Below are 14,805 nucleotides of genomic sequence, written 5' to 3'. Positions count from 1 at the left end.
ATGGGGCCGCTGTGCGGCCCCAACAATGTTAGCTATCACTTCTTGCGCTGCATCCAAGCGGCCCCGAGGCCACTCAGGCAGATGATGGCAATGCCCAGCAAGCTCGCGCTGTCTGGCACCTGGCGGTAGATCAGCAGCCCCAGCAACCCGGCGAACACGATCTGGCAGTAGCTGAACGGGGCCAGCAGCGCGGGCGCCGCGTGGCGGAAGGCCTGAGTCAGCAGCAGGTGCGCGCTCATGCCGAAACCGCCCAGGGCCAGCATCAGCAGCGCGTGGTCCCAGCGCGGCACCTCCCAGAAAAACGGCACCAGCGCACTCATCACCAGGGTATTGCACAGCCCGGCGTAGAAATTGCTGGTGGTCGGGCTGTCGTAAGCCGCCAGGATGCGCGTGAGCAACTGGTAGAAGCAGAAGCCCAGCGCCGAACCGAACGGGTACAGGATGGCCGGGGTGAACATCGCGCCACCGGGGTGCACCACCACCAGCACGCCAATGAAACCCAGGACCACCGCCACCCACTGCCCGGTTGTCACCCGCTCCTTGAGCAAGGGCGCCGACAGCGCAGTGACCAGCACCGGCGCAAGGAAGTTGACCGAGGTCGCCTCGGCCAGCGGCAGGTACTGCAGGCCGGTGGTGAACAGCAGGCTGGTGCTCAGCAGGCTCAGCGCGCGCAGGGTCTGCAGCACCGGGCGCCGGGTGCGCAGCACATTGAGGCCCGACTTGGGCAGGAAGATCCCGGCCATCAGCAGCGTGTGCACCACATAACGGGCCCACACCACCATGACGATCGGGTACAGCCCACCGAGGAACTTGGACAAGGCATCGTGGCTGGCGAACAGGAACGTCGCCACCACCACCAGGGCGATGCCGCGCAGGGGTTGGTTGACTCCGGACAGCGGTGTGCTGGAACTCATGGCGTTCTCGACGGCGGCGCGGCTGCATGCTGCGCCAGGGAAGGTGCGACTGCACGGATTCTAGAAGAGATACGACGACTTGAGGAAGTTCATTTCCACGCTTTGCAGGGGACCTTTGCCATTCCGTTCGCTGATCGACCACTTTCCGCCCCGGCTGCATGGTTCGTGCCCCGCAAAGCGCGCACCATCAATGATGGACCCACGATCTCGAACAAGGAGTTTTCATGCAACGGCTCACCACCCGCAACGGCCTCGACCTGCCCTGCATCGGCCTGGGCACCTGGCCGATGACCGGCGACGAATGCACCCGTGCCGTGCACCAGGCGCTGGAGCTGGGTTACCGGCACATCGACACGGCCACCGCCTACGACAACGAGGCTGCCGTCGGCCAGGCCCTGCGCGACAGCAACGTGCCCCGCGAGCAGATCCACCTGACCACCAAGGTCTGGTGGGACCGCCTGGCGCCAAACGCCATGCGCCAGTCGCTGGAAGACAGCCTGCGCGCGCTGGGCACCGAGCAGGTCGACCTGTTCCACATTCACTGGCCCGGCAAGGACTGGGACCTGGCCCGCAGCATCGAAACTCTGGTGGCCCTGCGCGATGAAGGCAAGGCGCGCAGCATCGGCGTGGCCAACTTCCCGCTCGGCCTGCTGCGCCGGGTGGTCGAGGAGCTGGGGGCGCCGCTGTCGGCGATCCAGGTCGAATACCACGTGTTGCTCAGCCAGCAACCGCTGCTCGACTACGCCCGCCAACATGACCTGCTGCTGACCGCCTATACCCCGCTGGCCCGTGGCCGTGCGGCGGAGCAGGCGGTGATCCGCGAGATCGCACGCAAGCATGGTGTGCTGCCGAGCCAGGTGGCGTTGAAGTGGTTGCTGGACCAGGATGGCGTGGCGGTGATTCCCAAGGCCAGCAGCCGGGAGAACCAGCTGGCCAACCTGGCGGCGCTGGAGGTGCGGCTGGATGATGCCGACCGGGCGCTGATTGCCGGGTTGCCGAAGGATCAGCGGGTGGTCAGCCCGGACTTTGCCCCCGACTGGAATAGCTGAGGCCTGTTGCGGCCCCTTCGCGGGCACGCCCGCTCCCACAGAGGTTCGCGTTCCCTTGTAGGAGCGGGCGCGCCCGCGAAGGGCTGCAAAGCAGCCCCCAAGGCCCTCGAACGACTACACACAAACCTGCTTCAACCGCTCGCTGGCCGGCGCCGGCCGCCCATACAGGTAGCCCTGGAAGTGCGAACACCCTTCCGCCCGCAGCCGCTGCATCTGCTCCTCCGACTCCACCCCTTCGGCCGTGGTCTTGATCATCAGGCTGTTGGACAACTCGGTAATCGCGCGGATGATCGACATCGCCTCGCGGCTGTCGCACATGTCGTGCACGAACGACTTGTCGATCTTGATCCGGTCGAACGGGAACGAGCGCAGATACCCCAGCGACGAATAACCCGTGCCGAAGTCATCCAGCGAAATCGACACGCCCAGGTCCTTCAGCGCGCGCAAGGTGCGCACGTTCTCCTCGCTGTTGCCCAACAGTACCGATTCGGTGATCTCCAGCTCCAGGCGCTGCGGCGCCAGCCCCGAGTCGGCCAGGGCCAGGGTCACCGTGTGCACCAGGTTGGCGTTCTTGAACTGCACCGGCGACAGGTTCACCGACACGGTCTGCTCGGTGCCCCAGCTGGCCGCCTCCTGGCAGGCCAGGTTCAGCGCCCGGGTGCCGAGTTCGTGGATCAGCCCGGTTTCCTCGGCGATGGGGATGAAGTCCATGGGCATGACCATGCCCCGGGTCGGGTGCTCCCAGCGCAGAAGCGCTTCGTAGCCGGTCACGCTGCTGGTCTGCTGATCCACCACCGGCTGGTAGTGCAGGTGCAGCTGCCCCAGGTGCAGGGCGGTGCGCAGGTCGGTTTCCACCAGGCGGCGCTGGCGGGCGGCGACGTCCAGTTCGAGGTGGAAGCACTCGTAACGGTTACGGCCGTTGCGCTTGGCCTCGTACAAGGCCATGTCGGCATAACCGAGCAATTGTTCGGCCTGGTCGTTGTCTTCGGGGGCGATGGCGATACCGATGCTGACGCCCACCGAGAACTGGTGGCCCTCGATCTGGAACGGCGGGCAGATCGCCTCGATCAGGCGCCTGGCGGTGTTGCAGGCGGCTTCGCGGCTGTCCAGGTGGGTCAGCACCACGGCGAATTCGTCACCGCCCAGCCGGGCCAGGGTGTCGTGCTCGCGCAGCTCGCGGCGCAAGCGCTTGCCGAGCGCGCGCAGCAGCTTGTCACCGAAGGCATGGCCGAGGGAGTCGTTGATGTTCTTGAAGTTGTCCAGGTCCAGGCACAGCGCGGCGGTGAGCTTTTCGCTTTCGTGCCCGCGCACAAGGGCCTGCTTGAGGCGTTCGTGGAACAAGGTGCGGTTGGGCAGCCCGGTGAGCGCGTCGTGGTGGGCCATGTGGTGGATCTGCGCGTGGGCGGCCAGTTCTTCGGTGGCGTCTTCGGCCACGAACAGCACGTAATCCGCCTGGCCCTCGCATTGCTGGCTGAGCAATGCGCGGCTGCGCAGGGTGCGTGGGCCACAGGCGGTATCGACCCGGGTTTCGGCGGCAAAACCTTTGCTGCTGCGTGCGCCCCGGCTGAGCTGGTTTTCCAGGTAATCCGCCGCAGCCGGTGCCAGGCACTCACCGGGGGTGTGGCCAATCATCGGTTTGCCACGCCCACCGAACAAACGCTCGGCCTGCTGGTTGGCGAGCAGGATGCGTTGGCTTTCCAGGTCCTGGACGATGACGCTGGCGGGGATGTTGGCGATCACCGAGTCGAGGAACTGCGACAGGTTGGCCATTTCCTGGCTGTACTGCTCGGCCAGCTCCTTGGCCTGCAGCAGCTGAAGTTCCTGCTGGCGGCGTTCGGAAATGTCGCGGGTGACCTTGGCGAAGCCGACCAGCTGGCCGTGGTCGTCACGCACCGCCTCGATTACCACATGGGCGTGAAAGGCCGTGCCGTCCTTGCGCAGGCGCGCACCGACCTCTTCGAATCGGCCGGTGCTGCGGGCCTGCTCCAGGTTCTGCTCGGGCAAGCCGGCGGCACGCTCGGTTTCGCTGTAGAACAGCGAGTAATGCTGGCCGACGATTTCCTCGGCGCGATAGCCTTTGGCCCGCTGGGCCCCGGGGTTCCAGTTGGCGACAATACCGTCGGGGGTGAGCAGGTAGATGGCGTAGTCCACCACGCTCTGGATCAACAGCCGGTACATGATGTCGGGGCTTGCGACTAGCGACATGAAATTTACCTGAACCTGCGACGCGCACGAAAGGAACCCCGGGCCAGCGCGCCCGGGTCTTGTAAAGCAGTGCTGGCATTATGCCTTGCGAGTGAGTTTTGTGAAGTAGGTCACATAATTTTGCTGCATCAACCTGCGGTCAATGGAGTACCGAGGTCACCTGATAGGTGAGCAGGTCCGGCTCGTCGTCGGGGAAGATCTGTTGCGCGGGCCGTTGCAGGTCGCCCACCACCGCCGTGCAGAAGGCCACTGCGATCGGGTCCAGGGCGTAGCAACGCAGCAGCCAGTCATCGGGGCTTGTGAGGAACTGGTTGGCCACGGCGCGACCGATACCCTGGCGCCGGTAGCGCTTGAGGATGAACAGGTCGGCCAGTTCCAGCGCATCGATGCCGGGAAGCTCGCTGCGCTCGACCAGCACGAAGCCGGCGATGAAACCGTCCACCAGCACCAGGCTGGCGCTCCAGCCTGGGGACTGCCAATAGCGCTGCAGGTGCTCTTCGTGGATGTAGAAACGGCCGTTCACCTCGACATCCTCCTGCTCCCAGTCGGAGGACTCATAGGCGTAGAACTGATAGAGGTTGCGGATCAGTTCGGCCTGGTCGGGGGTGGTGGGCAGCAGTTCGATGGGCGACATGGCGCGGAGGGCTCGGGGAAAGGCCATTCTAAGGCTTTTGTTTTACCTGTGACGGCCTATTCGCGGGTAACCCGCTCCTTCGTATGAATGAGCGTCCCAGCCTGTTGGCTCGAGTTAGGTAGAGGTCAAGCTGCTGTAGGAAATTTCTTTATTGCTGAAAAGAAGTTCAACACCGCGTATGTAGGATTCCGCTGCGCAGTTCGCTAGATTGCAGCTCCCGGCACGGAGGCCAGAGCCGCGGCGCAGCGCCGCTTCAGAAAAAGGAAAAGCCATGAGCAAGCCCTACGCGTTTCAACTCGCCTACACCATCAGCCCTGTGAACAATGAACACGAAGGTGACGCCGCAGTCGCGCGTGCCCACCTGCGTGAAAAGATGGGCTGGAAGACCGTCGGCAAAGTCGAAACCACGCTACACGGTGAGCTGGTCCTGTCCCCAGGTACGGCTGATGAAAAACGCCGAGAAGCCGGCAAGTCGATGCGTACCCTCATCCGTGCCGAGTTCAAGGCACTGGAGGTGGAGAAGACGGTCAGCTTTGCCGGCAGCCTGATGGTCAGCGGCCTCGACCCGGCCGTCAAGATCGGCATCACACCCGACTGAAGCCACCGGTATCAGGCGCCATGCGCCTGATACCGCCGCCGTCATTTTTCCTGCAGCACCGCCCTGCCCTTCACCGCCCGCGGCCCCCGCCAGGCCCAGAACAGCAGCCCCGGGAACGGTGCATAGACCACGAACACGATCCACAGCATCTTGCGCTCTGCGCGCCGTTCGCTGCCGATGATGTGCCAGATGGCGAAGATCTCCAGCAGGATGACCAAGGCCGCGACAATGATCCAGATCGTTCCGATTTCCATGAGCACTCTCCCGTTGGCATGTACTGGGTTGGGTTGCTGCCAGCCGTGAGGGTTCAGTCCGATTTGCTATCGGTGCAGGGCCTGGGATACCGCGTTCACGAATACCGCCTGCTCGTCATAGAGGGAACTCGGTGTTTCGGCGTTTTTCCAGGTCGACCACTGCACCATCACCAGCTTCTCGGCCGGGTTGATCGCGATGGTCTGGCCGTAGATACCCAGTGCCCAGAACGTCTGGTCGCTGGTCGCCGTTTTCTTCGGCTCAAGGTTGGCATCCGCAGCCGGTGCGTTGTACCACCACTGGTAGCCGTACTGCCCGTTCGGTGCCGCCGCCGTCACCGAGCCCTTGGCCTGGGTCCAGTGGGTTGAGCGGGCGATCCAGTCATCCGGCAGCAGCTTTTCGCCTCCCGGCAACTGCCCGCCACTCATCACGAACTGGCCGAAGCGGCCCCAGTCCCGCAGCGTGGCGTTGAAACCATGCCCGCCCATGTCGACCTTGCCCGGCACCAGTGCATGCCAGACGCCGTCCTGCTGCATGCCGTAGCGGCTCCAGACCTGCGCTTCGAGGTTCTTGGCCAGGGTCAGGCCGGTGGCATTTTCCAGTACACGGCCGACCAGCCAGGCACCGCCGGTGTTGTACGACCACACTTCGCCGGGCTTCACGCCAGGCTTGCGCTGCACCGACTTCACCAGGTTGAACACGCAGGTGTACGGGTCCGGCGTCGCTTCGCATTGCGTCATGTGGGAGAAGTCGGAATCCTTCGAGGCGTAGTTCTCGTCCCAGACCACGCCCGAGGTGTGCTGCAGCAACTGATGCAGGGTCACGTCCTGCCAGGCGGTGCCTTCGAGCTCGGGGATGTAGCGGGTGATCTTGTCGTCCACCGAATGGATCTTGCCCTGCTTGATCGCGACCCCGACCAACACGCTGACCACCGACTTGGCCACCGAGCGGGAAGTCCACAGGGTCTGCGGTGTGTTGCCCTGGGCATAGTGCTCGTAGGCGATCTTGCCGTCCTTGAGGATCAGCAGGCCAGTGACGCTCTGGTTGCGCTCATAGTCGGCGATGCCTTGTGGCTTGCCGTCCAGGGTGTAGCGCACCTCGGCCAGCGGGTGGGTGGCTGCGGGCAGCGGGAGTGGCTTGGCGCCCCGCGTGCTGAACACATCACCGCCATACAGGCGGTAGGTATTGCGGAAACCGATCACCCGGGTGGCCTGGTCCCAGCTGAGCATGTCCTTGGCCGCAGGCAGCGCCTTGTCAAAGGGCTGCGGGCAGGTTTTGAGCCCCGGCACGCCGCACGGCCCTTTGCCGTCTTCGGCGTGAACCACGCCGCTCAGGGTGGCCACGATGGCCAAGGCGGTCAGGGATGTTCTTATTGTGGGTAATGCCGGCATGGGCCGCTCCTCGCAAGGTAGGGAAGTACGCCCAAGCGAGTCTGGACAAGTTGCCAGAACCGGAAAAGCACAATAAATTTGCAGCCACTATTAAAAAAACTAACAGATTCCAGGTTGCCCATGACCCCCGACCGGCTCCCCCCCTTGAACGCCGTACGCGCCTTCGAGGCCGCCGCTCGCCTGGGCAGCTACGTCGCCGCCGCCCAGGCCTTGCACGTGACCCAGCCTGCCATCGGCCGGCATGTGAAGATTCTCGAAGACTGGCTGGGCGTACGCCTGCTCGACCGTTCACCTCGGGGCGTGAGCCTGACCCAGGAGGGTGCCTATTACTACCAGAGCGCCTCTGAAGCCTTGAAGATGCTGGCCCATGCCGGGCAGGTGGTCAGCCGTCGGGCACCCGAGCGCTGGCTGCGGATCCTGTGCGTGCCGGCCTTTGCCTCACGCTGGCTGACGCCGCGCATCGAGACGCTGAAAGCCTTGCGCCCGGAGCTGAAGATCGCCATCGAACCCAACGCCACCTTCACCAGCGTCGATGCCCGCCAGGCGGACCTGGCCATCGCCTATGGCTTGCCGGGGGAGTTGTCGGGTGTACATGAAGTGCTGATTCGCCCTGAAGTGTTTGCCGTCTGTTCACCCGCGTTCAGGGCGACGCTCCCCTTGACGCTGGCGGTGGCGGACCTGCCGGGGTGCAAGCTGATCCATGTCGACAGCGGTGGCTGGTGGAGCAGCTGGTTCGCCGCCCAGGGCGTGCGCCAATGCGTCAAGGCCGACACCTCCCATGTCAGCAACGACATCGTGCTCAACCTGGCCAAGGCGGGGCACGGCATTGCCTTGGCCACCGAAGTGCTGGTGTCGGAAGAGCTGGCCGAAGGCAGCCTGGTGCGCTGCGTGGCACAAGGGGTGCCGCTGGAAAGCTACCAGGTGCTGAGCCCGACACCCGCGCCCGGCGAAGACGCGTTGTGGTTCATTGCCTGGCTGCGGCAGAACCTGCGCGGCGGCTTCCCGGACGCCGCGTGCTGAAGCCGGACCAGCGGCGTGCAGTCGGCGAAAATTTGTCTGACCGCACAGGCCTCTTCGCGGGTGAACCCGCGCTCATAGAACAACACATGACTCATTGAATTAGCAGGGACACTGTGGGAGCGGCTTTAGCCGCGAACACCGGCGCAGCCGGTGCCATGCACCGCGTTGGATTCTTCGCGGCTAAAGCCGCTCCCACAGGGTATGCGGACCGCTTGCGAACTCAGTTCTCTGCGCGACAGCAACCGCTCGCCGGTCTCCAGGGCATTGGCCAGCAATGGCAGCAAACCGAACAGTAATGCAAGGGCGTATCTCATCGAGGCTCTCCAGAACAGAGGCGCCAGCATAGCCCACTTGCCTCCACACGACCTGCAATACGACACAGGCCCACCGGCGATTGTCTTTCCGGCACGCTCCCGCCACACTCTGCGTGGCCAGCCAGGAAGCGGAGTCCAGAGTGCCCACCCCACGTCAGTTCAGCAAGAAGACCAGCACCAGCAACATGCTGCGGCTCAAGGCCAGCGCCGGTAGCCCTGAGGCCCCCTACCGCGTCGACTTCATCCTGCTCGAGCACTTTTCGATGGCCAGCTTCACCGTGGCCATGGACGTGCTGGTCACCGCCAACCTGCTGCGCGCCGACAGCTTCCTCTTCACCCCGCTGTCACTCAAGGGCGACCGGGTGCTGAGCGACCTGGGCCTGGAACTGGTCGCCAGTGAGCTGTCCGCCAACGAGCTCAAGGAACTCGACCTGCTGATCGTCTGCGGCGGCCTGCGAACGCCGCTGAAATACCCTGAGCTCGACCGCCTGCTGGACGACTGCGCCGCCCACGGCATGGCCCTGGGCGGGCTGTGGAACGGCGCCTGGTTCCTTGGCCGTGCCGGCGTGCTCAATGACTATGGTTGCAGCATCCACCCCGAACAGCGCGCCAGCCTGTCCGAGCGCAGCCCGCAAACCCGCATCACCCCGGCCAGCTTCACCCTCGACCGCGACCGCCTCAGCGCCGCCAGCCCCAACGGCGCCATGGAGCTGATGCTCGGCCTGGTGCGCCGGCTGTACGGCGACGGCCTGGCCGAAGGGGTGGAGGAAATCCTGTCGTTCTCCGGCGCCCGCTACCGCCAGGTCGGCCCCGGGGCGAAAAAGTCCATGAGCCTGCACCTGCGCACCATCGTCGAGCTGATGGAAAACAACCTCGAAGAAACCCTCAGCCTCGACCAGCTGGCCGCCTACAGCGGCCGCTCGCGCCGGCAGATCGACCGCCTGTTCCAGGCCCAGCTCGGCACCTCGCCGCGGCGTTACTACATGGAGCTGCGCATCACCAAGAGCCGCCGGCTGCTGCAGTACTCCGACCTGTCGGTGATGGAGGTGGCCGTGGCCTGCGGCTTCGTCTCGGTGTCGCACTTCAGCAAGTGCTACGCCGCCTACTTCGGCTACCCGCCGTCACGCGAGCAACGGCTGGGCGAGTAAGCGGGCTCAGGCGCGGATGTAGCTGAGCACCGCGTCGCAGATCATCTGCCGGTGGCGCTGCTTGACCTGCTCGTCGCCCAGGTCGATCTGGAAGATGTCGCCGAACGTGTGGCGGTTGGACACCCGGTAGAAGCAGAACGAGCTCATCAGCATGTGCAGGTCGATGACCTCGATGCCTGGGCGGAACACGCCCTCTTGCACGCCACGCTCCAGGGTGCTGCCCAATGCCTGCAGCACCAGGCTGCTCATCTCGCGGATGGCCGGGGACTTCTTGACGTATTCGCCGTAGTGGATGTTCTCGGTGCAGACCATGCGCACGAAATCGACGTTGCGGTCGTGGTGGTCGAAGGTGAACTCGGCCAGCCGGCGGATCGCCTGTTCGGCCGGCAGCTTCTCCAGGTCCAGGCTCTGCTCGGTCTTGCGGATGTCACCGTAGAGTTTGACCAGGCACTCGACGTACAGCTGCTCCTTGCTGCCGAAGTAGTAGTAGATCATGCGCTTGGAGGTGGCCGTGCGCTCGGCGATGGCGTCCACGCGCGCGCCGGCCAGGCCCTGCTGGACGAACTCGTTGATGGCCGCCTGGAGGATGTCCTCGCGGGTTTTCTCGGGGTTGTTCTTGCGCGGTTGGCGCGTAGCCGAGGGTTCAGGCGGGCTGAGGGGGGCTACGGGGTCGGTCATGGGGGCTCACGGGGTGATTATTGGAATTGGGTAGGGATTATCCGTGAGTGGCGGGGTGCAGGGAAGCGGGCTGTTGGTCGAAGGCTCGCACGTAGCGCAGGTGGGTGGCGTCTGGGGTATGCAACACCTTGTCGATCCGAAACTTCGCCACGGGGTCATGCAGGTTCTCGAACAGGCGTCTGCCACTGCCGAAGAGTACCGGGGCCAGGGCAATTTCCAATTCGTCGATGACATCCATGTACAAGTATTGCTGTATCACGTCCGCGCCACCCGAAATGCGAATGTCCCGACCGCCCGCAACCGCCCTGGCCTTCTCCAGGGCTTGTACGGCGCCTTCGTTGCAGAAATGGAATGTAGTGCCGCCTGGGCGCACCCACGGTTCGCGCTTTTCGTGGGTGAGCACGTACACCGGGCAGTGGAAGGGTGCTTTTTCCGGCCAGCTACGCTCGCCCTGCTCGAACATGCGCTTGCCCATGATGGCGGCGCCGGTACGCTCCAGGGTTTGGCGCAGCATGTCGTTGACCGGGCCCGTTTCGCCGCCCGAGGCGAACATGAGATTCTCGCGAAAGTACTGTTGCTTGAGGATCCAGCTCATCAGCTCGCCCCACCTGCCGCCCCACTGCTTGTATTCAGGGCTGTCCCAGTGCGCGATGTCCATGCCTTCCGGGGCCATGTAGCCGTCAAGGCTCAGGCCGATGTTGACGAATACCTTGCTCATGATTGCCCTCTCGCTGCGGATGGCTCACGTCCACTGAACAGAAATGCCACCTAAGCATAGATGACCAGGTTTTGCGCCCCATCGGGGCGTTAACGCCAACCTCAATGTTGCGCCATTGGAACTAAGCGACAATCGCTGCCCCCTAACCCTGTGCGAGATGCCCAATGCCATTCACAGGAAGGTTTGATCAATCATGAAACGCGAACAGATCGAAGGTGTTGCAGAGAAGGTCGCCGGCAAGGCGCAGAGCGCAGCCGGCAAGTGGCTGGAAGATCCGGCCCTGGAAGCCGAAGGGGATGCGCGCCAGGCATCGGGCCAGCTCACTAAAAGCTATGGTGATGCCCTGGATAACGTTTCCACATTTGTAAGGGAGAAGCCACTGACGGCGCTGGCGGTGGCAGCAGGCCTCGCGCTGGTTGTCAGTCGCCTGTTGCGGCGCTGATTGCCAGGCCGTCAGGCACCGTAAGGCTGCACCCATGAGCCCGAGCACCACCGTGTGGCGGCTCGGGCTCATGGGCTTTTGCAGGCTCACGGTGTGCCAGACGGCGCTCGGCGGAAGAACAGGCTGATCTGCCCGACCTCGATGCCCAGCTTGCTCATGCGGGTGCGGTTGATCAGCGTGTCCTCGTCCATCAGGTACATCCAGTCGTCCATGTCCATGGTCCAGTGCCGGCCATCGACCGGCAGGTCCAGCTTATAGCGCCATTGCAGCGCATTGCCCGCCACCACGCCGGTGGCCTCGCCAACCACATCACCGGCCGTGCCGCGCCAGCGGTTCGGGCCGTCGGGGGTCAGCGTCCAGGTGCGCTGCTGACGCGTGCCGTCGCTGTACAGGAAGTGCTCGTCGAGGATCAGCCGCTCGCCTTCACGGCGGCTGTCGATGCGTACCTTGAAGCGCTTGACCACTTCGCCCGAGGGCTTCTGGAACAGGCCCCAGGCCTGCACCGGCCGCGAGAAGAACGCCACCAGGTCCAGGCGCGGCTGCTCCTGGGCATAGTGTTCGACACCGACCTTGCAACTGCCCAGTAGCAGGCAGGCGATCATCAGCAATGCCTTGTACGTGCTGCAGCCTCCTCAGTCGTTTGCGGCAACCCCCAACAGACGATCGCGCAACTGCGCATCGCGGGACCGGGGGTCGAGCCAGATGGCAAAGAACGCACGAGCCAAGGCCGGTTCGGTCACTTCCATGCGGAGCTTTCCATCGACATAGAAGCGGCAACCGTGGCCGGGCAGGTACAAACCGCTGATGCGCATGCCGGGGCGCACATCCACGAAGGCTTCAGACAAGGTGGCCGACCATCGCTCGACGGTATCGCTGGCCAATGGCGGCTTCGCCAGCCGTTGCATTTCTTCGATGCTGGCCTTCACCAAGGTGTTCCGGGAAAGCGCCCGGTGGTAGGTCAGTTCGAGGGCAAACGGCTCGCTCCAGCTCCAGGCAGCACCGGCGCGCCACAGGCGGGCGGTGTACAGACGCAGGCCGAACCAGGTGAAATCGCCGCTGCCCGAGAGTTGTGCGCTGGGCAGGGAGGACTGCCAGTCAGCGGATCCGGGCTGGCTCAGGATCATCAGAGTGACCAGGGTGAGTGCGCTGATGGCCGAAGGTTTGAGTACCACGGGCGGTGCACCGGCGGGATTTCTATACAAGAATAGTATTTTGTATAGCTTTTTGAGGTTATTTCTGAAGCCCGCACTGTCCCTGTGGGAGCGGGCTTGCCCGCGAACACCGGCGAAGCCGGTGCCATGCACCGAGTCGCCTTCTTCGCGGGCAAGCCCGCTCCCACAGGATGGGGATCAGGCAAGCTCTCAACCGATGATCACAACACCGGTTTGCGCGCCGCCCCGCTACGCCGCTTGGCCATCGCTGCCAGGCGTACCGCCACGTTCGCCGCGCCGTACCCGGCATAGCCGCCCTTGCGCTGGATGATCTCGAAGAAGAAGCGCTCCTCGAACGGTTCGGTGTACACGTGGAACAGCTCGCCGCCCTGGGCATCGCGGTCGTACAGCACGTTGTAGTACGCCAGCTCGCTGAGGAACTCGTCGTTGAAATCGAAGCGCGCCGCGAGGTCGTCGTAGTAGTTCAGCGGGATTTCCAGCAGCGGCACACCCGATTCCTTGGCCCGGGCAACTTCGGCGAAGATGTCCGCGCAATCGAAGGCGATATGGTGCACACCCGAACCGCGATAGCTGGACAGCGCATGGGCGATGGCGGTGTTGCGGTTTTCCGAGATGTTCAGCGGCAGACGCAGGCTGCCGCACTGGCTGCGCAAGGCGCGGCTCTTGACCAGGCCGTACGGGTCGGGCAGCACCACTTCGTCGTCGGCAGCAAAGTCGAACAGGCTCTTGTAGAACAGCACCCAGCTGTCCAGCGACTCGGCCGGCAGCGCCAGGGCCATGTGGTCGATGCGCTGCAACCCCCCGCTGGCATCGGCGGCCGGGTCCAGGCGGAAGTCGGTGTCGTACAGCGACGGCCCTTCCTTGCCCTGCTCCACCAGGTAGATCAGGCTGCCGTCCGGCGCACGCACGGCCGGCACTTCGCATTCGTTGGGGCCGACCAGGCCACGGAATGGCTGGCCACGGAAGTCGGTGGCGCGCTGCAGCGCGGCGTGCTCGTCCTTCACCCGCAGGGCGGTGGCGCACAGCGACGGGCCGTGGGCCTCGAAGAAGTTGTGGCCGAAGGAGTATGGCTCGGCATTGAGCACGATGTTGATGTCGTTCTGGCGCAGCAGGCGCACGTCCTTGCTGCGGTGCTTGCCGGCTTCGGCAAAGCCCAGGCGCTTGAGCCAGCCGCCCAGGCGCGCGCCGACCGCTTCGTCGACGGCAAATTCGAGGAACTCCACGCCGTCATAGGCACTGGCGGCCGGTGGGGTGAACAACACGCCCGGTTCGATGGCGGTGCCTTCCTGCTCCAGGCGCAGGCGGGTCTGCTCTTCGAGGTACAGCAACGAGCGCAGGCCGTCGGCGGCGTTCTGCCGAGGCGGCGCGGCGCGGAAGCCATCGTTGAAGATTTCCAGCGACAGCGGGCCGCGGTAGCCAGTGGCGAGGATCGGCGCAAGGAAACCGGCCAGGTCCATTTCGCCCTGCCCCGGGAAGTTGCGGAAGTGGCGGCTCCACTCCAGCACGTCCATGTTGAGGATCGGCGCGTCGGCCATCTGCACGAAGAAGATCTTGTCGCCGGGGATGTCGCGGATCGCTGCCGGGTCACCCTTGAGCGACAGGGTGTGGAAACTGTCGAGGATCACCCCCAGCGCCGGGTGGTCGGCCTGGCGCACCAGGTTCCACACCTGCTGGTAGGTATTGACGTGGCGGCCCCAGGCCAGGGCTTCGTAGCCGATGCGCAGCCCACGTTTGCCGGCGTGCTCAGCGAGCAGGCGCAGGTCGTCCACCAGGATTTGTTCATCACCCAGGGCGTCGGCCTGGACGTTGCTGCATACCAGCACCAGGTCGGTGCCCAGCTCTTGCATCAGGTCGAACTTGCGCTCGGCGCGGTCGAGGTTCTTCTGCAGGCGGTCGCGGCGGCAGCCTTCAAAATCACGGAACGGCTGGAACAGGGTGATGGCAATGCCGAGGTCGGCGCACATCTGCCGGACTTCACGCGGGCTGCCGGCGTAGTACAACAGGTCGTTCTCGAAGATCTCGACGCCGTCGAAACCGGCGGCGGCGATGGCTTCGAGCTTTTCCGGCAGGGTGCCGCTCAAGGACACGGTGGCTATCGAACGCTGCATGGGGGAGTTCCTTGTTATTGGACGGACGACGGGCCAAAACCTCGTGGGGTTCTTGGCACTGTTGATTATTCGCAGGTAAAGTCGGCCCGGCAATCTGTTTGTACGGAATGGTTAGTTTTGCGTTCGATTACCGCACAAAACCGATTTTGGCGAATTGATTCA

Annotated in this window: 16 protein-coding genes; 5 read left to right on the top strand and 11 right to left on the bottom strand. The window is 64.3% G+C overall.

Features of this window, described 5'->3' with window-relative positions; translation table 11 throughout:
* Nucleotides 1-35: 35 nt before the first annotated feature.
* Complete coding sequence (locus CAF78_RS05355; RefSeq protein ID WP_085679062.1) at nucleotides 36-914, bottom strand: DMT family transporter; 879 nt, start codon at nucleotides 912-914, stop codon at nucleotides 36-38.
* 224 nt (nucleotides 915-1,138) lie between these two features.
* On the opposite strand from CAF78_RS05355, the gene CAF78_RS05350 reads away from it, so the two are divergent.
* The gene (locus CAF78_RS05350) at nucleotides 1,139-1,963 is read left to right on the top strand and encodes an aldo/keto reductase (RefSeq protein ID WP_085679064.1); all 825 of its coding nucleotides are present in this window, start codon (nucleotides 1,139-1,141) and stop codon (nucleotides 1,961-1,963) included.
* 114 nt (nucleotides 1,964-2,077) lie between these two features.
* On the opposite strand, the gene CAF78_RS05345 is transcribed toward CAF78_RS05350, so the two are convergent.
* Nucleotides 2,078-4,168, bottom strand: a complete 2,091-nt coding sequence (locus tag CAF78_RS05345; RefSeq protein ID WP_085679067.1) for an EAL domain-containing protein — start codon at nucleotides 4,166-4,168, stop codon at nucleotides 2,078-2,080.
* A 139-nt stretch (nucleotides 4,169-4,307) separates the two neighbouring features.
* The gene (locus tag CAF78_RS05340) at nucleotides 4,308-4,802 is read right to left on the bottom strand and encodes a GNAT family N-acetyltransferase (protein ID WP_085679070.1); all 495 of its coding nucleotides are present in this window, start codon (nucleotides 4,800-4,802) and stop codon (nucleotides 4,308-4,310) included.
* A gap of 271 nt (nucleotides 4,803-5,073) precedes the next feature.
* On the opposite strand from CAF78_RS05340, the gene CAF78_RS05335 reads away from it, so the two are divergent.
* Entirely contained in the window at nucleotides 5,074-5,400 is a 327-nt protein-coding gene (locus CAF78_RS05335; RefSeq protein WP_085679074.1) for a hypothetical protein, read from the top strand.
* A gap of 41 nt (nucleotides 5,401-5,441) precedes the next feature.
* On the opposite strand, the gene CAF78_RS05330 is transcribed toward CAF78_RS05335, so the two are convergent.
* Nucleotides 5,442-5,654: a PLDc N-terminal domain-containing protein gene (locus CAF78_RS05330; RefSeq protein WP_012314118.1), complete on the bottom strand. Its 213-nt coding sequence runs from the start codon at nucleotides 5,652-5,654 to the stop codon at nucleotides 5,442-5,444.
* A 66-nt stretch (nucleotides 5,655-5,720) separates the two neighbouring features.
* The gene (locus CAF78_RS05325; RefSeq protein ID WP_085679077.1) at nucleotides 5,721-7,043 is read right to left on the bottom strand and encodes a serine hydrolase; all 1,323 of its coding nucleotides are present in this window, start codon (nucleotides 7,041-7,043) and stop codon (nucleotides 5,721-5,723) included.
* A 120-nt stretch (nucleotides 7,044-7,163) separates the two neighbouring features.
* Between CAF78_RS05325 and CAF78_RS05320 the strand changes: the two genes are divergently transcribed.
* Nucleotides 7,164-8,063 carry a LysR substrate-binding domain-containing protein gene (locus CAF78_RS05320; RefSeq protein WP_085679080.1) on the top strand — a complete coding sequence of 300 codons (900 nt, stop codon included), beginning with the start codon at nucleotides 7,164-7,166 and terminating at the stop codon, nucleotides 8,061-8,063.
* A gap of 125 nt (nucleotides 8,064-8,188) precedes the next feature.
* Here the strand turns inward: CAF78_RS05320 and CAF78_RS28715 are convergent, their stop codons facing one another.
* On the bottom strand, nucleotides 8,189-8,377 hold the full coding sequence (locus tag CAF78_RS28715; protein ID WP_085679083.1) for a hypothetical protein: 189 nt from the start codon (nucleotides 8,375-8,377) through the stop codon (nucleotides 8,189-8,191).
* Nucleotides 8,378-8,517: 140 nt separating this feature from the next.
* Between CAF78_RS28715 and CAF78_RS05310 the strand changes: the two genes are divergently transcribed.
* Entirely contained in the window at nucleotides 8,518-9,525 is a 1,008-nt protein-coding gene (locus tag CAF78_RS05310; protein ID WP_085679086.1) for a GlxA family transcriptional regulator, read from the top strand.
* Nucleotides 9,526-9,531: 6 nt separating this feature from the next.
* Here the strand turns inward: CAF78_RS05310 and CAF78_RS05305 are convergent, their stop codons facing one another.
* Entirely contained in the window at nucleotides 9,532-10,203 is a 672-nt protein-coding gene (locus tag CAF78_RS05305) for a TetR/AcrR family transcriptional regulator (RefSeq protein ID WP_085679089.1), read from the bottom strand.
* Between the two features lie 37 nt (nucleotides 10,204-10,240).
* Nucleotides 10,241-10,921 (bottom strand): dihydrofolate reductase family protein, encoded by a 681-nt coding sequence (locus CAF78_RS05300; RefSeq protein ID WP_085679092.1) that lies wholly within the window; start codon nucleotides 10,919-10,921, stop codon nucleotides 10,241-10,243.
* A gap of 193 nt (nucleotides 10,922-11,114) precedes the next feature.
* Here CAF78_RS05300 and CAF78_RS05295 point away from each other — a divergent pair, with 193 nt between their 5' ends.
* The gene (locus CAF78_RS05295) at nucleotides 11,115-11,363 is read left to right on the top strand and encodes a CsbD family protein (RefSeq protein WP_085679095.1); all 249 of its coding nucleotides are present in this window, start codon (nucleotides 11,115-11,117) and stop codon (nucleotides 11,361-11,363) included.
* 86 nt (nucleotides 11,364-11,449) lie between these two features.
* On the opposite strand, the gene CAF78_RS05290 is transcribed toward CAF78_RS05295, so the two are convergent.
* The 3 genes from CAF78_RS05290 to quiC form a co-directional block, all read right to left on the bottom strand.
* Nucleotides 11,450-11,965, bottom strand: coding sequence for a DUF3833 domain-containing protein (locus tag CAF78_RS05290; RefSeq protein WP_085679098.1), 516 nt, complete (start codon nucleotides 11,963-11,965; stop codon nucleotides 11,450-11,452).
* A gap of 30 nt (nucleotides 11,966-11,995) precedes the next feature.
* Nucleotides 11,996-12,487, bottom strand: coding sequence for a chalcone isomerase family protein (locus CAF78_RS05285; protein WP_085679257.1), 492 nt, complete (start codon nucleotides 12,485-12,487; stop codon nucleotides 11,996-11,998).
* 248 nt (nucleotides 12,488-12,735) lie between these two features.
* Nucleotides 12,736-14,643, bottom strand: a complete 1,908-nt coding sequence (gene quiC, locus CAF78_RS05275) for a 3-dehydroshikimate dehydratase QuiC (RefSeq protein ID WP_085679101.1) — start codon at nucleotides 14,641-14,643, stop codon at nucleotides 12,736-12,738.
* Nucleotides 14,644-14,805 lie beyond the last annotated feature (162 nt).

The organism is Pseudomonas sp. R28(2017) (genome assembly GCF_002112505.1).
GTDB lineage: Bacteria > Pseudomonadota > Gammaproteobacteria > Pseudomonadales > Pseudomonadaceae > Aquipseudomonas.
Note: the sequence above shows the minus strand (reverse complement) of the source record. Positions and strands in the feature narration are given on the sequence as shown.